The 23,301-nt window shown below is 60.7% G+C and carries 20 protein-coding genes and 2 tRNA genes; 8 read left to right on the top strand and 14 right to left on the bottom strand.

The genetic code is table 11. The annotated features are described in order from the left end of the window. Positions 1-81: 81 nt before the first annotated feature. Positions 82-954 carry a molybdenum-dependent transcriptional regulator gene (locus tag Cth01_RS05140; RefSeq protein WP_039049806.1) on the top strand — a complete coding sequence of 291 codons (873 nt, stop codon included), beginning with the start codon at positions 82-84 and terminating at the stop codon, positions 952-954. 164 nt (positions 955-1,118) lie between these two features. Here Cth01_RS05140 and Cth01_RS05135 read toward each other — a convergent pair whose 3' ends face one another. The 4 genes from Cth01_RS05135 to mdlC form a co-directional block, all read right to left on the bottom strand. Continuing rightward, positions 1,119-2,135, bottom strand: coding sequence for a Bug family tripartite tricarboxylate transporter substrate binding protein (locus Cth01_RS05135; RefSeq protein ID WP_139032053.1), 1,017 nt, complete (start codon positions 2,133-2,135; stop codon positions 1,119-1,121). Between the two features lie 30 nt (positions 2,136-2,165). Continuing rightward, entirely contained in the window at positions 2,166-3,137 is a 972-nt protein-coding gene (locus tag Cth01_RS05130) for a Bug family tripartite tricarboxylate transporter substrate binding protein (RefSeq protein ID WP_034381296.1), read from the bottom strand. A 102-nt stretch (positions 3,138-3,239) separates the two neighbouring features. After that, positions 3,240-4,181: a ketopantoate reductase family protein gene (locus tag Cth01_RS05125; protein WP_045838659.1), complete on the bottom strand. Its 942-nt coding sequence runs from the start codon at positions 4,179-4,181 to the stop codon at positions 3,240-3,242. Between the two features lie 28 nt (positions 4,182-4,209). After that, on the bottom strand, positions 4,210-5,826 hold the full coding sequence (gene mdlC, locus Cth01_RS05120) for a benzoylformate decarboxylase (RefSeq protein WP_045838683.1): 1,617 nt from the start codon (positions 5,824-5,826) through the stop codon (positions 4,210-4,212). 111 nt (positions 5,827-5,937) lie between these two features. Here mdlC and Cth01_RS05115 point away from each other — a divergent pair, with 111 nt between their 5' ends. Beyond that, the gene (locus Cth01_RS05115; RefSeq protein WP_045838658.1) at positions 5,938-6,843 is read left to right on the top strand and encodes a LysR family transcriptional regulator; all 906 of its coding nucleotides are present in this window, start codon (positions 5,938-5,940) and stop codon (positions 6,841-6,843) included. 156 nt (positions 6,844-6,999) lie between these two features. Here the strand turns inward: Cth01_RS05115 and Cth01_RS05110 are convergent, their stop codons facing one another. From Cth01_RS05110 to Cth01_RS05080, 7 genes are all read right to left on the bottom strand, one after another. Further along, the gene (locus tag Cth01_RS05110; protein WP_034381291.1) at positions 7,000-8,169 is read right to left on the bottom strand and encodes an MFS transporter; all 1,170 of its coding nucleotides are present in this window, start codon (positions 8,167-8,169) and stop codon (positions 7,000-7,002) included. Between the two features lie 374 nt (positions 8,170-8,543). Further along, positions 8,544-8,620, bottom strand: a tRNA-Met gene (locus tag Cth01_RS05105). A 129-nt stretch (positions 8,621-8,749) separates the two neighbouring features. Continuing rightward, a tRNA-Met gene (locus Cth01_RS05100) sits at positions 8,750-8,826 on the bottom strand. A 73-nt stretch (positions 8,827-8,899) separates the two neighbouring features. Further along, positions 8,900-9,679 (bottom strand): enoyl-CoA hydratase, encoded by a 780-nt coding sequence (locus Cth01_RS05095; RefSeq protein WP_034394305.1) that lies wholly within the window; start codon positions 9,677-9,679, stop codon positions 8,900-8,902. Between the two features lie 96 nt (positions 9,680-9,775). Continuing rightward, positions 9,776-11,593 carry a M61 family metallopeptidase gene (locus Cth01_RS05090; RefSeq protein ID WP_045838657.1) on the bottom strand — a complete coding sequence of 606 codons (1,818 nt, stop codon included), beginning with the start codon at positions 11,591-11,593 and terminating at the stop codon, positions 9,776-9,778. Positions 11,594-11,687: 94 nt separating this feature from the next. Continuing rightward, positions 11,688-12,395, bottom strand: coding sequence for a DsbC family protein (locus Cth01_RS05085; protein ID WP_003071046.1), 708 nt, complete (start codon positions 12,393-12,395; stop codon positions 11,688-11,690). Between the two features lie 128 nt (positions 12,396-12,523). Further along, positions 12,524-13,648 (bottom strand): FAD-dependent monooxygenase, encoded by a 1,125-nt coding sequence (locus Cth01_RS05080; protein WP_174447016.1) that lies wholly within the window; start codon positions 13,646-13,648, stop codon positions 12,524-12,526. 164 nt (positions 13,649-13,812) lie between these two features. Here Cth01_RS05080 and Cth01_RS05075 point away from each other — a divergent pair, with 164 nt between their 5' ends. From Cth01_RS05075 to ychF, 3 genes are all read left to right on the top strand, one after another. Next, positions 13,813-14,700, top strand: a complete 888-nt coding sequence (locus Cth01_RS05075) for an MOSC domain-containing protein (protein ID WP_045838656.1) — start codon at positions 13,813-13,815, stop codon at positions 14,698-14,700. 107 nt (positions 14,701-14,807) lie between these two features. Further along, positions 14,808-15,131, top strand: a complete 324-nt coding sequence (locus Cth01_RS05070) for a hypothetical protein (protein WP_034357767.1) — start codon at positions 14,808-14,810, stop codon at positions 15,129-15,131. Between the two features lie 274 nt (positions 15,132-15,405). Continuing rightward, a complete protein-coding gene (ychF, locus tag Cth01_RS05065; RefSeq protein ID WP_003071057.1) occupies positions 15,406-16,503 on the top strand; it encodes a redox-regulated ATPase YchF in 1,098 nt (365 codons plus the stop codon). Between the two features lie 589 nt (positions 16,504-17,092). Here the strand turns inward: ychF and Cth01_RS05060 are convergent. From Cth01_RS05060 to Cth01_RS05050, 3 genes are all read right to left on the bottom strand, one after another. After that, complete coding sequence (locus Cth01_RS05060; RefSeq protein WP_045838655.1) at positions 17,093-17,461, bottom strand: DUF1428 domain-containing protein; 369 nt, start codon at positions 17,459-17,461, stop codon at positions 17,093-17,095. A gap of 445 nt (positions 17,462-17,906) precedes the next feature. Then, positions 17,907-19,472, bottom strand: coding sequence for a sensor domain-containing diguanylate cyclase (locus Cth01_RS05055; protein ID WP_045838654.1), 1,566 nt, complete (start codon positions 19,470-19,472; stop codon positions 17,907-17,909). Between the two features lie 203 nt (positions 19,473-19,675). Beyond that, on the bottom strand, positions 19,676-20,560 hold the full coding sequence (locus Cth01_RS05050) for a LysR family transcriptional regulator (RefSeq protein WP_034357761.1): 885 nt from the start codon (positions 20,558-20,560) through the stop codon (positions 19,676-19,678). Between the two features lie 197 nt (positions 20,561-20,757). Between Cth01_RS05050 and Cth01_RS05045 the strand changes: the two genes are divergently transcribed. The 3 genes from Cth01_RS05045 to Cth01_RS05035 all read left to right on the top strand — a co-directional run bounded on the left by Cth01_RS05045 (position 20,758) and on the right by Cth01_RS05035 (position 22,909). Continuing rightward, positions 20,758-21,270, top strand: coding sequence for a universal stress protein (locus tag Cth01_RS05045; protein ID WP_045838653.1), 513 nt, complete (start codon positions 20,758-20,760; stop codon positions 21,268-21,270). Between the two features lie 146 nt (positions 21,271-21,416). Further along, positions 21,417-22,391: a TerC family protein gene (locus Cth01_RS05040; RefSeq protein ID WP_045838682.1), complete on the top strand. Its 975-nt coding sequence runs from the start codon at positions 21,417-21,419 to the stop codon at positions 22,389-22,391. After that, entirely contained in the window at positions 22,388-22,909 is a 522-nt protein-coding gene (locus tag Cth01_RS05035; RefSeq protein ID WP_034357756.1) for a universal stress protein, read from the top strand. Before Cth01_RS05040 ends, Cth01_RS05035 begins: the two co-directional genes overlap by 4 nt. The last annotated feature ends 392 nt before the right edge of the window (positions 22,910-23,301 follow it).

Genomic DNA, 23,301 nt, shown 5'->3' with positions numbered 1-23,301 from the left:
ATTAATGGAATAGCGAGTGTAGCGTGAATGAACAACTGAGGTCGAGCGGGGAAATTGGCTGTCAGGGCATGATGGCGGTCTATGTCAGACACAGAAAATTTCGAACAAGAACAATTGGATATGGCCGGCGACGAGGTAGTGCCGGGTGGCGCACTGTCGTCCGACTCGGTTTCCCAGGCGCTGGGCTATGACATGGCCGACCGTCGCATTGCCATCCTGCGCGGGATTGCGCAAAGCGGCTCCATCTCCCAAGCCGCGCGCGATGTGGGCGTGAGCTACAAGGCTGCCTGGCAGGCCATCGATACCCTGACCAATCTGGCCGGCGTGCCGCTGGTCGAGCGCAGCGTGGGCGGCGCCGGGGGCGGCGGTGCACAGATCACGCCGGCGGGCGAGGAATTGCTGCATGCGGCCGAGGCCATGATGCGCTTGCGCAGCGAGTTGCTGCAGCGCATGCAGGCCGGCACGCCCGGTGGCGGGCAACCCAATCTGGGCCTGATGACCAGCATGCGCAATCAGTGGCCTTGCAGCGTGCTCAAGGTCGAGTCCATAGGAGGGCAGATCCGTGTCTGGCTGCGTGCCGCAAGCGATGCAGGCTCGGACTGGACGATTGCCGCGCGTATCACGCCCGAAAGCTATGAGCTGCTGGGTCTGGCACCCGGCGTGCAGGTGCTGGCATTGTGCAAGGCCACGGCCGTCAAGGTCTGGCTGGGGCAGGAGCGGCCTGCTGGGTCCACGCAGCCCATCAATATCTGGCCTGCCGTGGTGCAGCGCGCGACCTATGGAGCGGCCACGGTGACGGAAGAGAGCCTGGCTTCCGACGAAGCCATCTGTCGTTTGAGCTGGGGTGCTCAGATCGTGGGCTTTGCGCCGGCCATGAGCGGGCTGGTGGCCAATGACAATGTCTGGCTGGAGGTGGCCGAGTCTGCGGTAGTAGTGGCGGTGGCCTCCCACTGAAGCACGACTTGCGCAAATTCGGATCTGACTCGGTGCTTTGTCGGCAGGCATGCCTGTTGAGCATTCTTGTGTGCGCAAACCAAAAAAAGACCGCCGGTCCTTTCAGACGGGCGGTCAAAAGGGAGTTTTCGGGTAACCGGACTCCCACGTTGAACTGAAATTTCTTAGTCCACTTTCAAGCCGATTTCCTTGATCAGCGGTGCAAAGCGGGCGCGCTCCTTGGCATGGTGGTCCACGAAGTCCTGGCGGCTCATGCGCGGCTCGGGCGTGGCGCCCAGACCCTGGATCACATCGACCACGCTCTTTTGCTCCAGTGCCTTGATCACGCTGGCGCGCACGGCATCCACCACGGGTGCGGGCGTGCCGGCCGGCGCGTAGATGCCGAACAGTGTGTCGGCGTCGAAGCCCGGCAGGCCGCTTTCGGCCAGCGTGGGTACCTTGGGGTACAGAGGCGAGCGGTGCGGGCTGCCTATGGCCAGCAGCTTGAGCTTGCCGGCCTCGACCTGCTTGAGTCCCGGGCCCGGATCGAACCAGTATTGCAGCTGACCGCTGAGCACATCGGTCAAGGCAGGGCCGGCACCCTTGTAGGGAATATGGCTGGCATCGACCTTGGCCGCGCGTTTGAACATTTCACCGGCCAGATGAGGCGAGCTGCCCGGGCCTGGCGAGCCGTAGGACAGCTTGCCCGGATTGGCCTGCAGGTGCTTGATGAAGTCCTGCACATTGCTCACAGGAAGGCTGGGGTTGGTTTCCAGAAACACATGCACGCGTGCCACGGCCGCCACGGGGACCAGGTCCTTTTCAGGGTTGAACGGCAGCTTGCTGTAGATCAGCGGATTGATGCTGATGCCGCCGCCGCTGCTCAGCAGCAGCGTATAGCCGTCCTTGGCAGAGCGCACGGTTTCGCTGATACCGATATTGCCGTTGGCTCCGGGCTTGTTGTCCACCACCACGGACTGGCCCAGCGCCTGGCTCATGGTGGGCGAGATCGCGCGTCCCATCACATCGGCGGCGCCGCCAGGGGCGAAGTTCACGATCAGGCGGATGGGGCGATCCGGCCATGTCTGCGCCTGGGCGGCCGGTGCCAGACAAAGCGCCATGCCCAGGCTGGCCCAGCCCTTGGTGATCAGGGCGCGCAGCTTCCTGTGCGCAAAGGGGCGTTGAGTGATGGGAGTCTCCATATGCGTTTTCCTGCTTGTCATTGATATCGATTAGTCCAGCTTGATGCCTGCGGTCTTGATGACCTCTCCCCAGCGCTTCTTCTCGGAGAGCCAGAACTCGCGCATCTGCTCGGGAGTGCTGGGCAGGGGCTCCAGGGCCAGAGCTTCGAAGCGGGCCTGCACGGCCGGCGTCTTCAGGGTCTCCTGCAGCGTCCTGGACCACATCTGGATGGTGGCGTCATCCGTACCCCTGGGGGCGACCAGGCCCTGCCAGGCGAAGGCCTCGAAGCCGGCCACGCCCTGCTCGATGAGCGTGGGCGTGCGGGGCAGGCTCTTGAGCCGCTGCGCGCTGGCCACGCCGATGGCGCGGACCTTGCCCGTGTTGATGTGGGGCAGGCCTGCGGCGCTGTCCACCAGCATGAAGGGAATCTGGCCTCCGATCACATCCAGCATGGCCGGGCCGGCGCCGCGATAGGGCGCGTGGGTCATCTTCACGCCCATCTTCTGGGCCAGCAGTTCGGTGGCCAGGTGATGCGGGGTGCCCAGCCCGGGAGATCCATAGCTGAGCTTGTCGGGGTTGGCCTTGGCCCAGGCCGAGAACTCCTGGAAGCTGCGCACCGGCAATTCGTTGTTGACGACCAGCAGCAGCGGAAAGCGCGCCAGCAGGCTGATGGGGACGAAGTCCTGTTCGGCGTTGTAGGCCAGCTTGGGGAACAGATGCGGGTTGGCGGCCAGGGTGGCGAAGTCGGCGGTGAAGACCAGGTTGCCATAGTCGCGCGAGCGCGCCGCATATTCTGCGGCGATGTTGGTGCCGGCGCCCGGCTTGTTGATCACCACGATGTTGCGATGGATGGGCTTGGCCCAGGCCTCGGCTACGCCGCGAGCCACGGCATCCGAGCCGCCGCCTGCGGCAAAGCCGACCACCCATTCCACGGGCCTGGCGGACGCCTGCTGGGCGTGGGCCGCACCCAGCACGAGCTGCACACCGCAAGCAGCGCCGGCTTTGAGAAAGGTTCTGCGCATGTTGTCTCCTTGTTATTGAATCTGTGGGCTCGGTCCCTGCTGTCTTTCTCTTTGTTGGCTGTCTTTTCCGAGCCTTCGATGCGTCTTCGCCGAGTCCGGGGTCTATGGCGTGCGCTGCTGTGTCATGCTGATGAGCTGGTGCAGGGTGCGTGTCATGGGCGTGGCAATGCCATGCCGCTCGCCCGCGCGCACCACCGCGCCGTGGATGGAGTCGGTCTCGGTGGGGCGCCCCGCCAGCAGGTCCTGTAGCAGCGATGGCTGGTGTCCCACATGATGGTTCAGGGCGTCCTCCACCGTGGCCCGGATGCGCAGAGCGTCCACGGCGATGCCATTGGCCGCAGCTACGGCAACGACCTCGTCCAGGACTTCGCGGATCAGGCTGCGGCCCAGAGGGCTGGCCAGTCCGTCAACGGTCTGGCGAGTGATGCCGCACAGGCCGTTGAAGGCTGCATTGAAGGCCAGCTTCTCCCAGATGGCGGTCTCGACCTCGGGATCGATCTCGCAATGCAGTCCGGCGCGGTTGAGGTCGTCGCAGAAGTCCTGGAACCTGGCGTCCACCTGCCCGGTGCGCGGCATGAAGCGGATCTTACCGCTGCCCAGCGAACTCACTTTTCCGGGAGCCAGCAACCGGGCCGGCCATGTCGTCACACCCACGGCGATCTGCTGGGAATCGGCAAATCCGTGCAGGGTCTCGATATGTCCTATGCCGTTTTGCAGGCTGAGCAGCAGGGTCCCGGGCCCTATCAGGTGGGCAATGCTTTGCAGCGCGGCCTGGGTATGGGCGGCCTTGGTGAAGATCAGCCAGCGCGCGGGCGGTTGCGTCAGCTCATGGGCCTGCAGGGCCTGAACGCCGGCGTGCAGCGGACCCTGGTCGGTCTCGCAGTGCACGCCGTGCTCGCGTATGGCCTGGAGCAGCTGCGCGTTGACATCCACCAGCGTGACGGGGATGCCGGCCCGGGCCAGCCGGGTGCCGAACAGGGTGCCCATGGCCCCCGCTCCCAGGATGCCGACGGTGGCCGCTTGCGACTCTTGTGTGTTGTGCATGTTTTGTCTCCGAGGGCTCGGGGCCGGGTCAGGCGACCTCGACCTCGACCAGAGTGGCACGCGGGCTGCGCAGGGCGTCCCGCAGAACCTGGGGCAGCTGGGCGGCTTCGGTGACGCGCACGCCGTCGCAGCCCTGGCCCTTGGCCAGGGCCACGAAGTCGATGTCGGGCAGGTCCGTTCCCTCGACCTTCTCGCCCTCGCGGTAGCCGAACACCCTGGAGAAATCCTGCAGGGCAGCGTAGCGGCGGTTCTTGACAATGATGTAGGTGAGAGGCAGCTTCAGATGGGCTGCGCTCCACAGTGCCTGGATGGCGTACATGGCCGAGCCGTCGCCGATGACGCCTATGACCTTCTTGTCGGGCTTGGCCAGCGCGATGCCTACGGAAGCAGGCAGGCTGTGGCCCAGCCCGCCGCTGCACATGGTGAAGAAGGTCTCGGCAGCGTAGATGGGCAGGTGGGCCTGGATGATGGAGCGCGAGCCAGGCGCCTCCTCGACGATGATGCTGTCGCGCGATCGCACCTGGGCCAGTGTGTGCATGAGGAAGGCATCGCTCATCAGCTCGCCTGGCTCGGGTGCCGCCGGCGCCGGTATGGCGGGCCGGGGCTGGAGCGCGGGGCGCGGGTGCGTCAGGGGGCGGGCCAGCAGCTCCTGCACGCCCATGCGGATATTGCCCACGGCCGCGTCGCCAACGGGTGCCCAGGCGGCGATGGCGGGGTCCTCGATGAGCTGGAACAGCTGCGTGCCTTCGGCGATGAAGGGGCCGTGGCCTTCGACGTGGTAGGTGAAGGCAGGTGCGCCGATGACGAAGACCACGTCATGGCCCGAAAGCCTGTCCACGATGCGCTCGCGCATGGCGGGCAGGAAACCGCCGAACAGCGCATGGTCCTCGGGGAAGCTGCAGCGCCCGCTCATGGGCGCCACATAGACGCGCGCCTGGTGGCGCTCGGCCAGGGCCTGGACGGCCTCGAAGGCCTGGCTGCGGTCCACGGCCGCTCCGACCACGAAGGCCGGTGCGCGCGCATCCTCCAGCGCCTGGCCTATGCTGTCCAGCAGACGTGGGTCGGGCCGGGTCTCGAAGCCGACTTTGCGCAGCGTGATGGGTTCGCAGGGCACATCCCAGTCATCGGCGGGAATGGAGACGAAGACCGGGCCTCGCGGCTCCTGCATGGCGATGTAGTAGGCGCGCGCCAGGGCCTGGGGCACGTCCTCGGCGCGCGCGGGCTCGCAGCTCCACTTCACATAGGGCTTGGGCAGCTCGGCGGCCTGGTTGGAATGCAGGAAGGGGTCGAACTGCAGCAGCGAGCGCGTCTGCTGGCCGGCCGTGATGACCATGGGCGTGCGGTTCTTGAAGGCCGTGAAGATATTGGCCATGGCGTGGCCCACGCCGGCGGCCGAATGCAGGTTCACGAAGCTGGCATTGCGCGTGGCCTGGGCATAGCCGTCTGCCATGCCCACGACCACGGTTTCCTGCAGGCCGAGGATGTATGAGAAGTCTTCGGGATAGTCGCGAAACAAGGGCAGTTCGGTAGAGCCCGGGTTGCCGAAGATGCGCGTCATGCCCAGCTCGCGCAGCATGTTGATGACGGCGTGGCGTACGGTGAAGACCTCGGCGGCCTGGGCATTGGGGGCGGTGTTGGCGGGCAAAAAATTCTCCTTGGATCGGGCAGGCACTGGGCCTTGGCACTGTTGGCATCAATCCTGCCTTTGGAGATAATTTCCAGCAATTGAATAAATCATCTAAGAGATATTCGTTTAATGGATATATCAGGTCTGGATCTCAATCTCTTGCGTGTTTTCGATGCGGTGTTCCGCCACGGCAGCGTCAGCCGCGCTTCGCAGGAGCTGGGTCTTTCCCAGCCCGCAGCCAGTCAGGCGGTGACGCGGCTGCGCCATTTGCTGGGCGATCCGCTGTTCGAACGCATGCATGGGGGCGTACGCCCCACGCCGCGTGCCGAGCGACTGGCTCAGGCGGTAAGAACTGCGCTGGCAACGCTGGAGGTGGCCTTGGCAGAGGCACACAGTTTTGATCCCTTGCAGGCGAATCAGTGCTTTCGCATTCACCTCAGCGACATCGGCGAGGCGCGCTTCCTGCCACCGCTGATGCAGGCCTTGCGTGAGAAGGCCCCGAATGTGCAGCTCGAAACCCTGCCCATGCCCATGGGCGAGATTGCCGATGCCCTGGATCGCGGCTCGCTGGATATCGCCATCGGCTTTCTGCCTGGTGTGACGGGCACCCAGCAGAAGGTGCTGCTGTCCGATCACTACGCCCTGTTGCTGCGTCAGGGGCATCCGGTGCTCAAGGATTTGAAGGCCGAGAGGCTGAGCGCTGAACATTTGCGCGGGCTCGACTATGTGGCCGTGCGCTCGCATTCCGAGACGCTGCGCATTCTGCGCAAGCTTGAGTTGCAGGATCAGGTGAGGCTGTCGGCGGCCCACTTCATGGCCGTGCCTTCCATCGTGCATCAGACGGATCTGGCCGTCATCATGCCCGCCGAGATTGCCGAGACCTTTGAAGCACAGGGCGGATATGTGGTGCTGCAGGCCGATCTGCCAGAGAGTGCTTTCGATGTCTCTTTGCACTGGAGCTGGCGCTTTGCGCAGGAGCCCGCGAACCAGTGGCTGCGGGACCTGGTCAGCGAAGTGTTCGGGCAGCGCAGATAAGGTGCTCGGCCCCCGCACATGCCCGCTTCGTGCGGCCGCTGCCTCTGCGCCGGGCGCCCACGTGGGGGCTTGTTGTCTTGGGACAGCCCGGCGGCAATGAAAAAGCGCCAGGCTTTAAGGCTCTGGCGCTTGATGGGTCTGCGATGGCAGCTATCTTTAATGAAGCTCCTTGCCCTTGAGCTCGGGAATCAGAAAGACCGTGGCCAGCATGTCCAGCACATAGATGGCAGCCAGCAGCGCAATGGCCACCTGGAAAGAGTAGGCCATGGCCAGCGCACCGATGACGACCGGGCCCAGGCCGCCGACGGCGCGGCCGATGTTGAACAGCACGTTTTGAGCTGTGGCGCGGGCCTCGGTAGGGTAGGCTTCGCTGATGACGGCGCCATAGCCGCCCATCATGCCGTTGACGCACAGGCCCATGATGGCTCCCACCCACAGCATGGCCGTGGCATCGGTGAGCTGGGAATAGGCCAGCACCGAGATCACGGAGCCGACCTGGAAGATCAGGAAAGTGGGCTTGCGGCCGATGCGGTCGGCCAGCTGGCCGAAGACCCAGATACCCAGCGACATGCCGACGATGGTGACGGCCGTCCACATGGACGACTTGGTCAGGCTGAAGCCCATCTGCTTGGACAGAAAGCTGGGCATCCAGATCATGATGCCGTAGTAGCCGAAGTTCTGCACCGAGGTCAGCACGATCACGCCCAGGCTGATCTTGCGCGTGGCCTTGTCCTTCATCAGCAGCTTCAGGCATTGCATGGCCGAGGGCTGCTCTTTCTTGCTGCGCGCCACGAACACTTCGGGCTCATGCAGCTTGTTGCGGATGACCCAGGCCACGACAGCGGGAATCACGCCGACCAGAAACATGCCGCGCCAGCCGATGGAGGGCAGCAGCAGCGGGGTCAGCATGGCTGCGCCCAGCACGCCGAGTTGCCAACCCAGAGCCACATAGGACGAGACGCGTGCGCGATGGCGGGCGGGCCAGGCCTCGGCGGCCAGGGCCATGCCGATGCCGAACTCGCCGCCCAGGCCGATACCGGCGATGGTGCGGTAGATCAGCAAGTCCCAGTAGCCTTGTGCAAATGCGCACAGGCCGGTAAAGACGGCAAACAGCACGATCGTCCAGGTCAGCACGCGGATGCGGCCGTATTTGTCGCTGAGCATGCCGAAGACGATGCCCCCGAAGACGGCGCCGATCAAGGTCCAGGTCACGAGAGAGCCGGCCTGGCCGGGCGTGAGGTTCAGGTCCTTGGAGATGGCCGAGAGCATGAAGCCCAGAATCAGCAGGTCAAAGCCGTCCATGGCGTAGCCGACGGCCGAGCCCATGAGTGCTTTCCAGCTGTATCCGTTGACTTCTGTTGGAGCAGCGGGCGCGGCTGTGCCTGCCACGGCGCCTGTGGTTTGTATGGTCACGGGAGAGTCCTTGAGCGAAGACGGACTGTGGGTGCCTGCAGGCCGGCTTTTGCAGAAAAAAGCAGGCCCTTGCTGGGCGCAAGACCAGCGCGCGGGCACGCAGCGTGCGTGCAGCATCCTTGAGGTGCAACGGGCACGAAAAAGTCCTTGAAGGGGAGGTTTGAGCGGCTGGAGCATGGCGGCGCGAACTGCGTTGATTTCTGCGGGGCAGAAAGAGCAGTGCGGCGCAATGTCGCCTCTGTAAAAAGCGAAAAGCCCCAGCTGCGTGAGCAACTGGGGCCTGGATTTGGTGGTCGTAGCGGGACTCGAACCTGCGACATCAGCATTATGAATGCTGCGCTCTAACCAACTGAGCTATACGACCGACAGCCCGCAATTGTATAGGAAGAAATGGCCTTGGCAGCCAAGTTGGGATTTTTTGTGTGCGGCCTGCAGCGGTCTCAGGGATAAAGAAAAAACCGCAGTGCTTTTGCAAGCACTGCGGTTTCCTGTTTGGTGGTCGTAGTGGGACTTGAACCTACGACATCAGCATTATGAATGCTGCGCTCTAACCAACTGAGCTATACGACCGAAGACAGCGATTATATGCAAAAAATGGCTGCTTCAAGTGGTTTTCTGAAATTTCTTGCGAAAAATCTGGTGCTTACTGATGGGTGAAGTGGGCGGGGCGCTTGTTCACAAACGCGTCCATGCCTTCCTTCTGGTCCTGGGTGGCAAACAGGGCATGGAACAGGCGGCGCTCGAACATCACACCATCGGACAGGCCGCTCTCGAATGCACGGTTCACGGATTCCTTGGCAGCCATCACGGCCAGCTGGGAGAAGCCGCTGATGATGATGGCCGCACCCAGAGCTTCTTCCATGAGCTTGTCAAAAGGCACGACGCGGCTGACCAGACCGGCGCGCTCGGCCTCGCTGGCATCCATCATGCGGGCGGTCAAAGCCATGTCCATGGCCTTGGATTTGCCCACGGCGCGGGGCAGGCGCTGCGTGCCGCCGGCACCGGGAATCACGCCCAGCTTGATCTCGGGCTGGCCGAACTTGGCGTTATCGGCAGCGATGATGAAGTCGCACATCATCGCCAGCTCGCAGCCGCCGCCCAGGGCAAAGCCGCCGACGGCGGCAATCACGGGCTTGCGGATGCTGCGAATGGTTTCCCAGTTGCGCGTGATGTAGTCGCCGCCATAGGCGTCGGCAAAGCTGTACTTGGCCATGGCACCGATGTCGGCACCGGCGGCAAAGGCGCGTTCGCTGCCGGTGATGATCATGCAGCCAATGCTTTTGTCGGCATCGAACTTCCTGAGCGCATCGCCCAGTTCGTCCATGAGCTGGTCGTTCAGGGCATTGAGCTGCTTGGGACGGTTCAGCGTGATGACGCCGACTTTGTCCGCTTCCACGCGGACTTCGATGGTTTCGTAGGCCAAGTTTGTCTCCTGCTAAAGAATGAATGGCTGCTGCCAAGAATAACCGCTGAGTCTGGCTGCCAGCTGTCGCGCTGCAGCGCCACTTTGGGGCCGGGCTCAGGCCGCAATGCCCGTCAGCCAGCGCTCTGCGGCGGCCTTGTCGCTGATTTCCAGCCCCAGATTGCTGATGGGGCTGGCGCTATCTGCATCCTCGCTGGCGGCTTTGGCGAGCAGGCTGCCCGTGTTCAGCGTCAGCTGCAGAATCTGCTGGTCGCGTGCTACCCAGGCCGTGAGCTGATTGGAGCCGGCCGCGTACAGCTGCACATCGTCCAGTTTGCTGATGCGCCAGCGCTGACCATCGGCCTCGACGGCCAGCCACTCGTCTCCAGCCATCATGCCGGCCTGCTCGGCAGCGCCGCCGCGCAGCACGGTCTTGATCTGCACGCTGTGGTTTTCCTGGACACGCAGACCCAGTTTCTGCGCCAACTGTGCGGGCTCGGCCTTGCTCTTGATGCCATGCAGGACCAGCAGCTCGCGCAGCGGCAGGTCCTCGGTGGAATGTACCCAGGCTTGCAGCTGTCCGGCAATCTCAGGGTTGCCCACTTCGCTGACCACTGCCAGCACATCGGCTTCGCTGATGGGGCCGCCTTCACTGCTGCGCCACAGGCCGCGCATCACATCGTCCAGGCTGCTGGTGCCGTTGGCGCGCAGCGCCAGATCGAGGCACAGAGCGACCAGCGAGCCCTTGGTGTAGTAGCTGACCGTGTGATTGGCGGTGTTCTCGTCCTGGCGGTAGTACTTGACCCAGGCGTCGAAGCTGGCCTCGGCCACGGACTGCACCAGGCGGCCCGGCGTTTGCAGCACCTGGTTGATGGTGCGCGTGACGAGCTTGAGGTACTGGCTGTTGTCCAGCAGTCCGGCGCGGCGCAGGAACAGATCGTCGTAGTAGCTGGTGAAGCCTTCAAAGAACCACAGCAGCTCGGTGTAGTTCTCCTGCTCGTAGTCGTAGCGGGCCAGTTCGGTCGGGCGCAGGCGCTTGACGTTCCAGGTGTGGAAGTACTCGTGGCTGATCAGGCCCAGCAAGGTGTTATAGCCCTCGCCGGCCTTGGCCTCACCCTTGCGCGGCAGATCGCGGCGGCCGCAGATCAATGCCGTGCTGTTGCGGTGCTCGAGGCCGCCATAGTTGTCATCCACCACATTGAGCATGAAGACATAGCGATCCATGGGCAGCTGGCTGCCGTCGGCATGCCAGAAGGCGATCTCGGCCTCGCAGATCTTTTGCGTATCGGCCAGCAGGCGCTCGCCATCAAAGCTGGGCGCGGCACCGGCCACCACGAACTCGTGGGGCACGCCTCCGGCTACAAAGCTGCCGCGCCAGAACCGGCCCATCTCCACGGGGCAGTCCACCAGCTCGTCGTAGTGGGCTGCCGTGTAGAGGCCGAAGCCGTTGGCATCGATTTGTGCGGGCGTCAGGCCGGTGGCCACCTGCCAGTCCTGCGTGGCGGGGCTGCCGAGCAGCTCCAGCGCATGGGGGCGGTTTTCCTGACCATGCACGCGCAGGCACAGGCTGGTGCCGTTGAAGAAACCGCGCCGGCGATCCAGCCAGGCCGTGCGCACCGAGGTGTCATAGGCGCAAACCTGATAGCTGATAACGCAATCTGCATCGGCGTTACAGGAGATTTTCCATTGATTCTTGCTGAGCTGTTGCACGGCCACGGGCTGACCGTTCTGCGTGGCCTTCACGCCCTGCAGGTTCTTGGAAAACTCGCGCACCAGATAGCTGCCCGGAATCCACACCGGCAGCGACAGCAACTGCTGTGCCGCAGGCTGGGCGATATGCAGCTCCACATCGAAAAGATGGGCGTCCACCGCGCTGGCCTGCACGGCAAAGCGGATGTCGGGGCGAATGCCGGAGGCATTGGGGGCAGTGGTCATGGCAGCTCCAGAAATGCGGGCCGGAGCATGCGAACCTATCGCAGCGTGCCTGAAATTTCATCAGATGCACGCTGCTCCGGCAATGAGACAGGGATTACTTGGCGGCGGCCAGGTGCTTTTCGACCTCGGCAGCCGAGATGGCGCCGGGCACGCGCACATTGTTGGAAAAAATCACGGTGGGCGTGCCGGTGATCTTGTACTTGCGGCCAAAAGCCAGATTGCGCTGGATGGCGGCGGGGTCGCACTGGGCGGCTGGTGCGTTCTTGCTGTTCAGCATCTGCTCATGCCAGGCCTTGGCCTGATCCTTGGCGCACCAGATATTGCGCGACTTCTCGGCCGAGTCCGGGCTCAGGATGGGGTAGAGGAAGAGGTAGATGGTGACGTTGTCCACGCTCTGCAGGTCTTTTTCGAAGCGCTTGCAGTAGCCGCAGTTCGGGTCTTCAAACACGGCCATCTTGCGCTCGCCCTTGCCATGCACGATGGTGATGGCGTCCTTGATGGGCAACTGCTTGAAGTCCACGGCCGTGAGCTGGGTCATGCGGTCTTCGGTCAGATTGCGGCGCGCCTTGGTGTCGATCAGCTCGCCCTGAATCAGATAGTTGCCCTTGGCATCGGTGTAGAAGATGTCCGTGCCCACGCGTACTTCGTACAGGCCGCTCATGGGGGTGGAGCGCACCTCGTCGATTTTCTCGAGCTGGGGAATGCGCTCGGTCAGCGTCTTCTTGAGGTTGGCATCCTGGGCATGCACGCTCAGGCCGAAGGTCAGGCTGGCGGTGGCCAGCAGGCAGGCAACAAGTTTCATGGAAGATGTCGTGGGCTGCAGCGCGCTGCAGCGTGGAAAGAATGAGATCGGCTGCCATCCACTATGCATGGATGGCAGGGCTGTTGCTTGGAGTACGGACTGAGCCAAGGGTTCCCTGAGCCCGCGTCTCAGAGCAGACCCATGGCCTGCTTGGCCATCCAGGACTTGAGCAGGCCGCTGCGCTCAAAGCCCTTCATGCCCCAGTTGCGCAGCATCTGCACAGGCACTTCGGGACGGGCAAACAGCTGCTGCAGCCCGTCCATGGCCAGGCCCATGGGGGCCAGAGATGCCTTGCGCTCACGCTCGTACTGGCGCAGCAGCTTCAGATCGGCGGGGCTGCGCCAGTAGTCGCGCTCCTGAAGGATGCGTGCCAGAGTCTGCACATCGCCCAGGCCCAGGTTCAGACCCTGGCCGGCCAGCGGGTGGACGTTGTGGGCGGCGTCACCTGCCAGCACCCAGCTTTGTTGGCTGTTCCTGTCCAGCGGTCCGCACCAACGATCGGCTACAGCCTGCTGCAGAGGCCAGGTGGCGCGCTCGGCCACCAGCTCCAACTGGCCCAGCGCATCCTGGCTGATGGACTGCAGGCGGGTGGTAAAGCTCTCTTCGTCGCTTTCCAGCCAGTCAGGCACCAGCGATTGCTCCAGCGACCAGACAACGGCCACTTCGTGACCGTCGGGCCCGCCCATGGGCAGAAAGGCCAGGATTCCTTCCGGCGTGAACCACTGACGTGCAATGCCGCCATGCGGCAGCTCACAGCTCAACCGGGTGGCAATGGCGTGCTGGGAATAGGGCGTGACGGAGAAATCCACGCCGAATTCGGTACGCGTGCTGCTGGAGCGGCCTTCGCAGACGGCGGTGAGTGCGGCCTCCACCGGTTCCTTGACGATTTCCACCTGGGGTTGATAGCGCACGGCCTCGGCCAGGCGCTGCTCCAGCGCGGGGACATCGACAATCCAGGCCAGTGCTGGCACTTCCTGAGAAGCTGCGTCGAACTGAACCTGGCCGTCCAGATCGCCAAACACCTGCATGCCGACCACGGGCGTGGCATCTTCGTCGTCAGGCCAGCAGCGCAACGACTGCAGCACGGCCCTGGAACTGGCATTGAGCGCATAGGCGCGCACATCCTTTTGCGGGGATCGAGGCTGTGGCGGCGCCACCAGCGCCACACGCAGACGCTCACGCGCCAGCAAAAGAGCCAAGGTCCGGCCCACAATGCCGGCTCCACGAATACATACATCAAAGGTTTGCGCCATGTCCGGCATTGTAGGAGGCGCGGGCAGGGCCTGCGCCCATAGAGGAAACCTCATGCCACGCGGTCGCCGACCGCAGCCAACTATGTTGTTGATAGCGGGCTGTGCAGGTCAAGCAGGGACTAGAGGGCAAAATGAGAGATGAATCCGTAATCGAAGGAGATGTGATGACCGACACCGCCTATGACGTGCAGGGCCGGATTGCCGAACTGTGGATCTACCCCGTCAAATCCTGCGCCGGTATTGCCGTGCCGAAGGCCGCGCTCTCGCGCCATGGCCTGCAATGGGACAGGCACTGGATGGTGGTCGATGCCAATGGCGATTTCTTGACCCAGCGCAGTCATCCGCGCATGGCGCTGATCAGGCCCGAGATTACGGACGAATACTTGCTGCTGCATTTTCCGGGTATGGACAGCTTGCAGATTCCTTTGCTGGTACAGGGCAGCAAATGCCGTGCGCGGGTCTGGAAGGATACGGTCGATGCCTGGGACCTCGGCGAATGGGCCGCGCCTGCACGCAGCTGGCTGAGCCGGGCTCTGGCGCAGGACTGCCATCTGGTGCGCTTTGATAATTCGCAACCGCGCCGGGCCAGCGAACGCTGGGTGGGCGATGGCGACGCTCCGGTGCATTTTGCCGACGGCTACCCTTTGCTGCTGCTCAGCCAGTCGGCCGTGGACGAGCTCAATCAGCGACTGACGCAGGCCGGCGAGGCTGCTGTCGATGCGCGGCGCTTTCGTCCGAATATCGTGATTGCCGATATCGAAGCCCATGATGAAGATCGTGTGGAACAGCTGGATCTGCCCCAGTTGCCCGGTCTGAGCCTGCTGCCCTGCAAGCCCTGTACGCGCTGCCCGATTCCCGATATAGATCCCGACACCGCCGTACCCGGCACGGCAGTGGGATATTCAATTTCCAGTTATCGCCAAGATCCGCGTGTTGATGGCGCTATTACTTTTGGTATGAATGCCATGGTGCTGGGTCTGCCGGACGTTGCGGATGCTGCAGCAGAGCTGGCTGTGGGTCAGCAACTGGCGGGCAATCCGCGCTTTGATTGAGGGTGTAGGCCTTTGACCCTCAAAGACTTGGGGCATCCCTGTAATAGTGATGCAGCAGAACCAGTGTCCAATAAGGCCATTGGCAGCAGCAATGAGGGGAGGGCGGCATGGCTGAATTCAAATCTGGCGATTTCGTGGTTCTCACCGGCAGCAGTGCTTTTGCCGGAAAGATCGCTCGCCTGTCTTTTCGTGCCCCCGACAGAGATTTCTGTCTGCCGGACGGTCATGGCCATATTGGCTGTGAGGCCGGAGACTGGGTGCTGGAGTTTGCCCAGAAGGTGCCCGCCTTGATGCGCAGCTGTCGGACTCCCTGCATGACCAAATATCTGTGCAGTCCGCAATCCCAGTTCCGACGGCTGGAGGAGACGGCCGGGCTGGAGCAACTGTTTGGCCCCATGCGACAGAGTTCGCCGGCGTTGACCGCTGATTGATCCGACATTTCCCGGGCTTTTTCTCCCAGGCCTGTCTTTGCGCAGGCTTTTTTGCCTTCTGGCCGGAACGGCGGCGCAATCTACCGCAGATGAGCAGAGATTGCCGGGTCATTACAATCGGGGGCTTTCCGTGGCCAAACCGGGACGAAACTCTGGGTGAACAGAGTGCCTATGGGTCACGCTTCAAAAGAACCGGATTCGCGACGATGCGGATCGGGCACTTCCGCCACATGGGTGTGGTGCTCGATAGTGCATTGATACATAAGGAATTTCCATGAGCCTCAAATGCGGCATCGTGGGCCTGCCCAACGTGGGCAAGTCCACTCTTTTCAACGCCCTGACCAAGGCCGGCATCGCCGCCGAGAACTATCCCTTCTGCACGATCGAGCCCAACACCGGCGTGGTGGAAGTGCCCGATCCGCGTCTGGATCAGCTCTCCGAGGTCGTCAAGCCCGAGCGCATCGTTCCCGCTATCGTGGAATTCGTGGACATCGCCGGCCTGGTGGCTGGTGCTTCCAAGGGCGAAGGACTGGGCAACCAGTTCCTGGCCCATATCCGTGAAACCGATGCCATCGTCAACGTGGTGCGCTGCTTTGAAGATCCCAACGTGATTCATGTGGCGGGCAAGGTGGACCCGATTTCCGACATCGAAGTCATCCAGACCGAGCTGTGCCTGGCCGACCTGGCCACGGTGGAAAAGGCGTTGAATCGCTACAGCAAGGCCGCCAAGTCCGGTAACGACAAGGAAGCCGCCAAGCTGGTGGCACTGCTGACTCCCATTCAGGCAGCCCTGAATGAAGGCAAGCCCGCCCGTGTGGTGTCGGTGTCCAAGGAAGATGCGCCCCTGCTCAAGCCTTTCTGCCTGATCACTGCCAAGCCCGCCATGTTTGTGGGCAACGTGTCCGAAGACGGCTTTGAAAACAATCCTTTTCTGGATCGTCTCAAGGAATATGCAGAAGCTCAGGGCGCACCCGTGGTCGCCATCTGCGCCAAGATCGAGGCCGAGATGGCCGAGATGGAAGACGAAGACCGCGATATGTTCCTGCAGGAGCTGGGTCTGGAAGAGCCTGGCCTGAACCGCCTGATCCGTGCTGGCTTCAAGCTGCTGGGCCTGCAGACCTATTTCACTGCCGGTGAAAAGGAAGTGCGTGCCTGGACTGTGCGTGTCGGCGCTACGGCTCCCCAGGCCGCGGGCGTGATTCACGGTGACTTCGAGCGCGGTTTCATTCGTGCCCAGACCATTGCCTTTGAAGACTTCGTCGCTTTCAAGGGCGAACAAGGTGCCAAGGACGCCGGCAAGATGCGCGCCGAAGGCAAGGAGTACATCGTCAGGGACGGCGATGTGATGAACTTCCTGTTCTCTCCCAAATAAGCACGATTGGCATGCACCCGGCCACATATGGATGCCCATGTGTGCCCAGGTGCTTCCGTCATTGAAGGGCGCATCTGGCAGATGCTTGCGGCGGCATTGTTGAATCAATCAGTGTCGCCGCAGCAGTCCAGCCCCGCTATCGAGCACCAACTGGGCGCAGTACAAGGCAGCGCTCAGCTGCCGGCTTTGTGCCGGAGGTGGCGATAGCCGGTATCGGCAAGTGGCGCATCAATCCAGTGAGGGCGGGCTGCTTCTGCTTGCTGAGCCCACCGGACTCAAATTCCCGGGGTGGCGGTACTGCCGCAATTGCAGGCGCAACCCACGGCGATGAGTTGCGGTTGATCGTCACGGCTCTTGGAGTTCATGACGCACAGCCCCCTGCATGTCGCCCCGCCACACCCATCACTCCCCCTAGAGAGAATGCCCGGATGCGCAAGGGCGATGTCTTTGTGCATCGCAATGAGGAGACTGCCGCAGGGATCACCGGCGCAGCTAGGTGGAGACCAGGCTGCATTGCATCAAGCAACTGGTGAGAGGGGGATGTCGCCTGGGCTTGAACCTGACAGCTCAATGAGCTGAACATCAGACTTCAGGGCTTCACTTCGACGACTTGTTCGAAACCCCCAAAGATCATGCGCTTGCCGTCGAAGGGCATGGGCGGATTGCTGGGGGCGGATGGGTCCATGCGCGGGTCTTCCATCATCTTCTTCATGGCTGCGTCGCGCGTGGCCTTGTCCGGCCATTCGACCCATGAAAAAGCCACTGTCTCCTCGGCCGTGGCCTGAACCGAGCGGCGGAAGTCGGTGACCTTGCCATCGGGGACGTCATCTCCCCAAGCCTCGATCACCCTGATTGCGCCGAGCTCGATGAATATCGGGTCGAGCTTGCGCGCGTGCTCGATGAACTTCTGCTTGTTGGCGGTGGGGACAGCGATCACGAAACCATCGATATATGACATCTCTTCACTCCTGCTGAATTGACCGTTAGATGCGGAGCTGGCGCCGCATTCACAATGCCCGCAGGGCCGGTGGCTGCAGTGCTCTCAGCCTGGGCCCCTTGAGCTCGCAGATCACGCTCCAGCAATCCAGGCTGAGCATGGCCTTTCAACATTGTCTGTAGTTACCTGGAACCTGAGCAGCCAATGCGCATGCATCCTGCTCTTCAACTCGATGTCAGTCGAGTGGTTCGCTGGGAATGTAGTGGCAGTTTTCGCGTTGATCGTAATGCAGCTCACCAGCGCAGAAGCTGAAGTTTGTGACAGACAGCTTCTGGCCGTCGGCAAGAGCCGTTGCAGCCTTTGCTGCAGCCAGGGCAAGCAGACATTGTCGAGCGGCATTGCAACCTTTCGTCATTCTTTCTTAGATTCATCGAGCATCAGCACCGGTGCCGCCTCCATGACGGATTCAGATCAGGGACTGGCTATGGCTTTGCGTTGTGTCCCGAAAGTCTGCTGCTCGTTGTGTTGGAGTTTTGGTGAATACAACAACTTTGTTGCGACCTGTCGTCTTGGCCTTGTATAGCGCCTCATCGGCCGAACGGATCACCGAGGCTACATCTGCATCGTGTTCTGGCTCCCATGCCGCACAACCGATGCTGACTGTGATGTAGCCGAATTCGCTTCCTGAGTGCTCGATAGAGAGTTGCGAAACGGCGGCGCGGATGTTTTCCGCAATGCATGACGCGCCCTCTAGAGATGTATCCGGCAAAACAATGATGAACTCCTCGCCTCCATAACGAGCTGCGATATCTCCTGGCCTGCGAATACTGTCACCAATGCATTTGGCTATGGTTGCGATGACGTCATCCCCAGCTTGGTGTCCGTATGTGTCGTTGTAGACCTTGAACCTGTCAATGTCGACGAATAGCAATGAAAAAATACTATGGTTTCGTCTTGCCCGGTGCCATTCCTGATCCAGCATTTCGTCGAGTCTGCGGCGGTTGTTCAAGCCCGTCAGCCCATCAGTACGAGCTAGCAAGGCCAACTCCGACTCGGCGCGTATTCGTCGCTTGAGCTGTGTCACGAAAGCAAAGGACAAGCCGATAAAGGCTGCTGTGAGCACCCCCATCAGACAGGCAATGATCAGTGCACGTTGTCGCCAAGCCGTGAAAATATCGGAGTGCGCTTTCGCGACCATGATAATGAACGGCAAGCTCGGAAGATTCTTGAAATAGTACAGGCGATGAGTGCCATCAAGGTAGGAAATATCTGAAAAGCTGCCCTCAGGCTCAGCAGTGAACCGCTTGAATGTGCTTGCGTTTCGTATATTGCGCCCTATGACCTTGGCATCAAAGGGTTGGCGCATCATCATCGCGCCATCTTTTCTTATCAATGCAAGCGATCCATTCTCACCCAGCGACAGCCCAGAAAATAGTTTTCTGAAATATTCAAGCTGGACATCGATCAGCACTATGCCTGCGAAAGAGCCGTCTGCATGAGAAAGCCGACGGCTCAGGGGAATGCTCAAGGCGCCGCCATGCAGCGGTGATGCGTATGGGTCTCCCACATAGAGCCCCTTGCCGGAATTTTCTCGATGCACGGTGAAGAAATCATGGCCGGAGAAGTTGACATTGCCTGGCTTGACTTTTCGTGCATCGATGGCAATGTTCCCCTCGGTATCCAAGACCAGAATTGATCCCAAATAGGATGCAGTCGCAGCTTTGTCGAACAAGGCAACTTCGCGCAGGTGCGGCGATGCAGCCATCACTTCGGGATCGTTCAATCCATCAATCACGGCCTGCAATGACAGCGCATAGAGTTCGAGATTTCGAACCACATCATTTTCGGCGAGAAGAGCCACATTACGCGATGTTTCCACCGCGTGCTTCATTGTGTCCAGCCGACTTTGATAAAGAGCTGCCGCACAGATCGCCGCCATCGAGAGCGCAATTGCTCCAGCCACGAAGAGCATTGCATAGGAAATGCTGGAGAAGTGACTGCGATCAATAGCAAACCAATGAGTTGATTTCATATTGTCTAAGCACCTGCACTGGTGATACCGAACTTGTAAAGATTGTGCTTGAATAAGTCAGCACAGCGCTTTCTTCACATTTCACAACAGTCTGCTTTGATGGCTCTTGGGGATTTCGGCCATAGACGGTTTTTGATCGCAGGCGCGAACTTCACTACACCTCGATTCGCCGACAGTGCTGAGCGCTTGCTTTACGAGGAAATCTAGCCTCTTGTCGAAAATAGCTTTTGCACCAGAGGATGTAGCACCTTCCTGCTTGCACCAATCGCGAAGAAGTGTTCCTCCACACCCTCGCAATCGCCCAAACGCTTCACCTCATATCGGGTCGTCAAGTCTTCGTGAACCAAGCTGGCCATTGGAAAGACACCCATGCCAGCTGCTCCAAACGTCTTCAGCAATGCACTGTCCTCGAACTCGCCTATGACATGCGGTTTGATGGACTCTCGTTCAAACCACTGATCAAGCCTTGCGCGCACTGCTGCATGGGCCGTTGGCAGAAGCACGGGGACTTTGGCCAGAGACTGCGGAAAGTCTTGCCGAGCTGCTGCAAACAAGGATGCAGGTGCATACCAGGCCAATGGGGATGAGCCCAGAGAGTGGCTATAGACCTTGAGGTTGGGATTTGGAGGAGCGGCACGGTCGGCCAGAACGACATCAAGTCGATGCAAAGCCAGGTCACCCAGCAAATCCTCGAATTCGTCAACCAAGCACAAAAGTCGAAGATGGGGTTCCTGCATCACAGGTTGCATCAGGCTTCGCACCGCCAGTTCGGGCAACTCGTCGGCGATGCCGACGATCAAACGCATGGTCGGCATGCCCACTGCGTCACGCACTACCGCAGGCAGCTGCTCCCCTAGCTGGAAGATTTGCTCTGCCTGCCGCATGGCGGCAAGTCCTGCGTCTGTCAGGACAACGCCTCGCCCTGCAGGTTTGAGCAGTGCATAGCCCAGTGACCGCTCCAGCTCACGAACTTGGGTGCTAACAGTTTGTACAGCCATGCCCAGGCGCTCGGCAGCACGGGCCATGCCTCCTTCTTTGGCGACAACCCAAAAATAGTAAAGGTGCCTGTAACTGAAGCCAGGGCTCATTGTTCGGCTTTTCGGAGCTATTGCTTCCAAATTATCTGCTTTTATTAAATTGCTGCATCGCTATTGTTGGTGTTGTCCAGGGCCAGGAGAAGTGCTCGGCGGAGAACCTTCGAATCAGAAGGCGCAAGCAGTCTTTGAACGAGGATCCACTCAGGTGAGTCACTGCACCAAGCAGCTCACCTCAAAGGAGAAGCACCATGCTGAGAGTTCTTGTCCCGTCAGACGGATCAGCCAATTCGTTGTTTGCAATACGTCACGTGATCGACGAGTTCAGGAAGAGCGAAGATCTGGAGATTCATCTCCTGAACGTGCAGCCGCCATTCTCGAAACTCATCACCGATTACTCAAGCAGGAGTGACCGGATGGAGTTTCATCATGAGCAGACGGAGTCGGCGCTCTTGACTGCTCGGCAAATGCTGGATGCCGCCGGGATTCCATATGCTGTCCACTCGGAAGTCGGCAACAAGGTTGACTGCATTGTGGATGTCGCGCGCAGGCTTCATTGCGACCTGATTGTCATGAGCACGGCGCGAAAGAGTTCCTTGGTGCGTCTTATCGAGAATTCAGTGACGAATCAGGTGCTGGAGCGAACCAGCGTGCCTGTAGAGGTGATCCCGGGCGAGCCTGCCTCGAAGCTGGAGCGCATTGGTATTCCAGCGGGAGTCGGTGCCGGAGCGGGCATTGTGGCTCTATGGATGGCTTCCAGTTAAGAGCTCGACAGCGACGTTGAGAGCCGCTCGCACTGCCCTCGCTACGCCGTTGTTTCGCCTTGTCTCTGCAGTTGGCCGGGGCATGTCAGCGGCCCATGGTGCAAGCAGTATCTCAAGGCAAAGAAGCAAACGCTTGGGGCCATTTCATGCACAACATCGAAACTTTGGCAACCGGCCCGATGTGGATCGGCTTCATTGTCTTTGTGCTCATCATGCTGGGCCTGGATCTATTTGTCCTCGGAGGAAACAAGGCTCACCGCGTGTCGGCCAAGGAAGCTGCAAGCTGGACTGCCACCTGGGTGGCTCTTGCCACCACATTCGGCGCGTTGTTATGGTGGTATTTGGACGCTACCGCAGGTCGTGAAATTGCCAATCGCAAGGCACTTGAATTCTTTACCGGCTACCTCATCGAGCAGGCATTGTCGGTAGACAACATGTTCGTCTTCGTGATGATCTTTACCTACTTCGCTGTCCCGCCAGAGTTGCAGCGACGCGTGCTGCTGTATGGGGTTCTTGGAGCGATCGTGATGCGGGCAGCAATGATTCTTGGCGGAATCTGGCTCGTTTCCGAGTTTGAGTGGGTGCTCTACGTTTTTGGGCTGCTGCTCGTGGTCACGGGCGGCAAGATGTTGATCATGGCTGAGCAAAAGCCCGATCTGGAAAAGAATCCACTGCTACGCTGGTTGCGCTGCCACATGCGTATAGCGCCAGGCTTTCACGGCCAGTCGTTTTTCGTACGCATCGATGGATTGCTTCATGCAACACCGATGTTCTTGGTGCTTCTGATGATTGAGGCGAGTGACCTGGTCTTTGCCGTGGATAGTATTCCGGCCATCTTCGCTGTCACCACCGACCCATTTATCGTTTTTACATCCAATATCTTCGCGATACTGGGTTTGAGGGCGCTGTACTTCCTGCTGGCCGACATGGCCGAACGCTTCCATCTGCTCAAGTACGGCCTTGCTCTGGTACTGATCTATATCGGGGGCAAGATGCTGATGATGCCCTGGTTTCATATGCCCGTGCATTGGTCGCTACTCATTGTTGGCTCGATTGTCCTGATTTCCGTGCTGCTTAGCTTGAAGCTCTCAGGCCGAAAATCTTCAAGGAGTGTTCTATGAGCGATGCAGCGATGCCTGCACTCATGCCTGCGCCTGATCTCGAGCGGCGCGATAGCCTTGGCAGGCTGATTTCATTGACGTGGAAAGGCAAGTGCAGTTGTGCAAATACCGGTGGCGAACGTTGGCTGGTGGCAGTGGACGGCTCTGCATGCTCTTCGCGTGCTGTTGCCGTTGGTGCCCGTTTGGTGGCAATGGGGCAAGGCAGCATGCTTGACCTCGTGAATGTGCAGCCCTGGTTGAGCAAAGAGGCTGCGGAGACCGAGTTGGGTCGATACGGCTGGGCAGCCACGGCCCGGGCGCGTCGAGCGCTCGCAGAATCAGCTACCCTTGTCCCCTGGCATCTTCATGTCGTCATGGGTGATGATGCAATCGCTATCGTGGGTTTGGCTGAATCTCTTGGCTGCTTCGGTATTTGCATCGGCTCCCACGGGCTAACGGCAACAGAAGCCGTACTGCTCGGGTCTGTGACTTGCAAAGTCTTGCGTTTGGCACGGATGCCGGTTTTGATCGTGCGTTGAGTCCATATCTACATGGAGTCGGCCGAGGCAACAGACTGTCTGCATTCGCGACGAGCTGACGCATTCAGCCAACCGGCGATGCTTGACTGGTGAAAGTGGATACCAAGCAGGCATCGGCAATCGAATTCTTGCGGATTGGTTGCGGCAGTGAATGCTTGGCCTGTGCAGTCTTCCCGTGGCCGGATCTGACGGGTTGGGGGCAACGGCTGGTTTGGGGGGCACGTTGGCTGCATGAGGAGCAGCCTGCGTCAAGGCGTCAAAGTCACTTGCTCAAGTTCAGCCCGAGCGGTCCGCAAATGCTCATGACCGATCGCTCTTGGTCGTGAGAGGCTATCCCCGATTGAATTGGTTGAAGAGTCCGGCCAGGGTAGTCTTTATGTCCGCAAAATAGA

This window comes from Comamonas thiooxydans (assembly GCF_000964545.1).
Taxonomy (GTDB): domain Bacteria; phylum Pseudomonadota; class Gammaproteobacteria; order Burkholderiales; family Burkholderiaceae_C; genus Comamonas; species Comamonas thiooxydans.
Note: the sequence above shows the minus strand (reverse complement) of the source record. Positions and strands in the feature narration are given on the sequence as shown.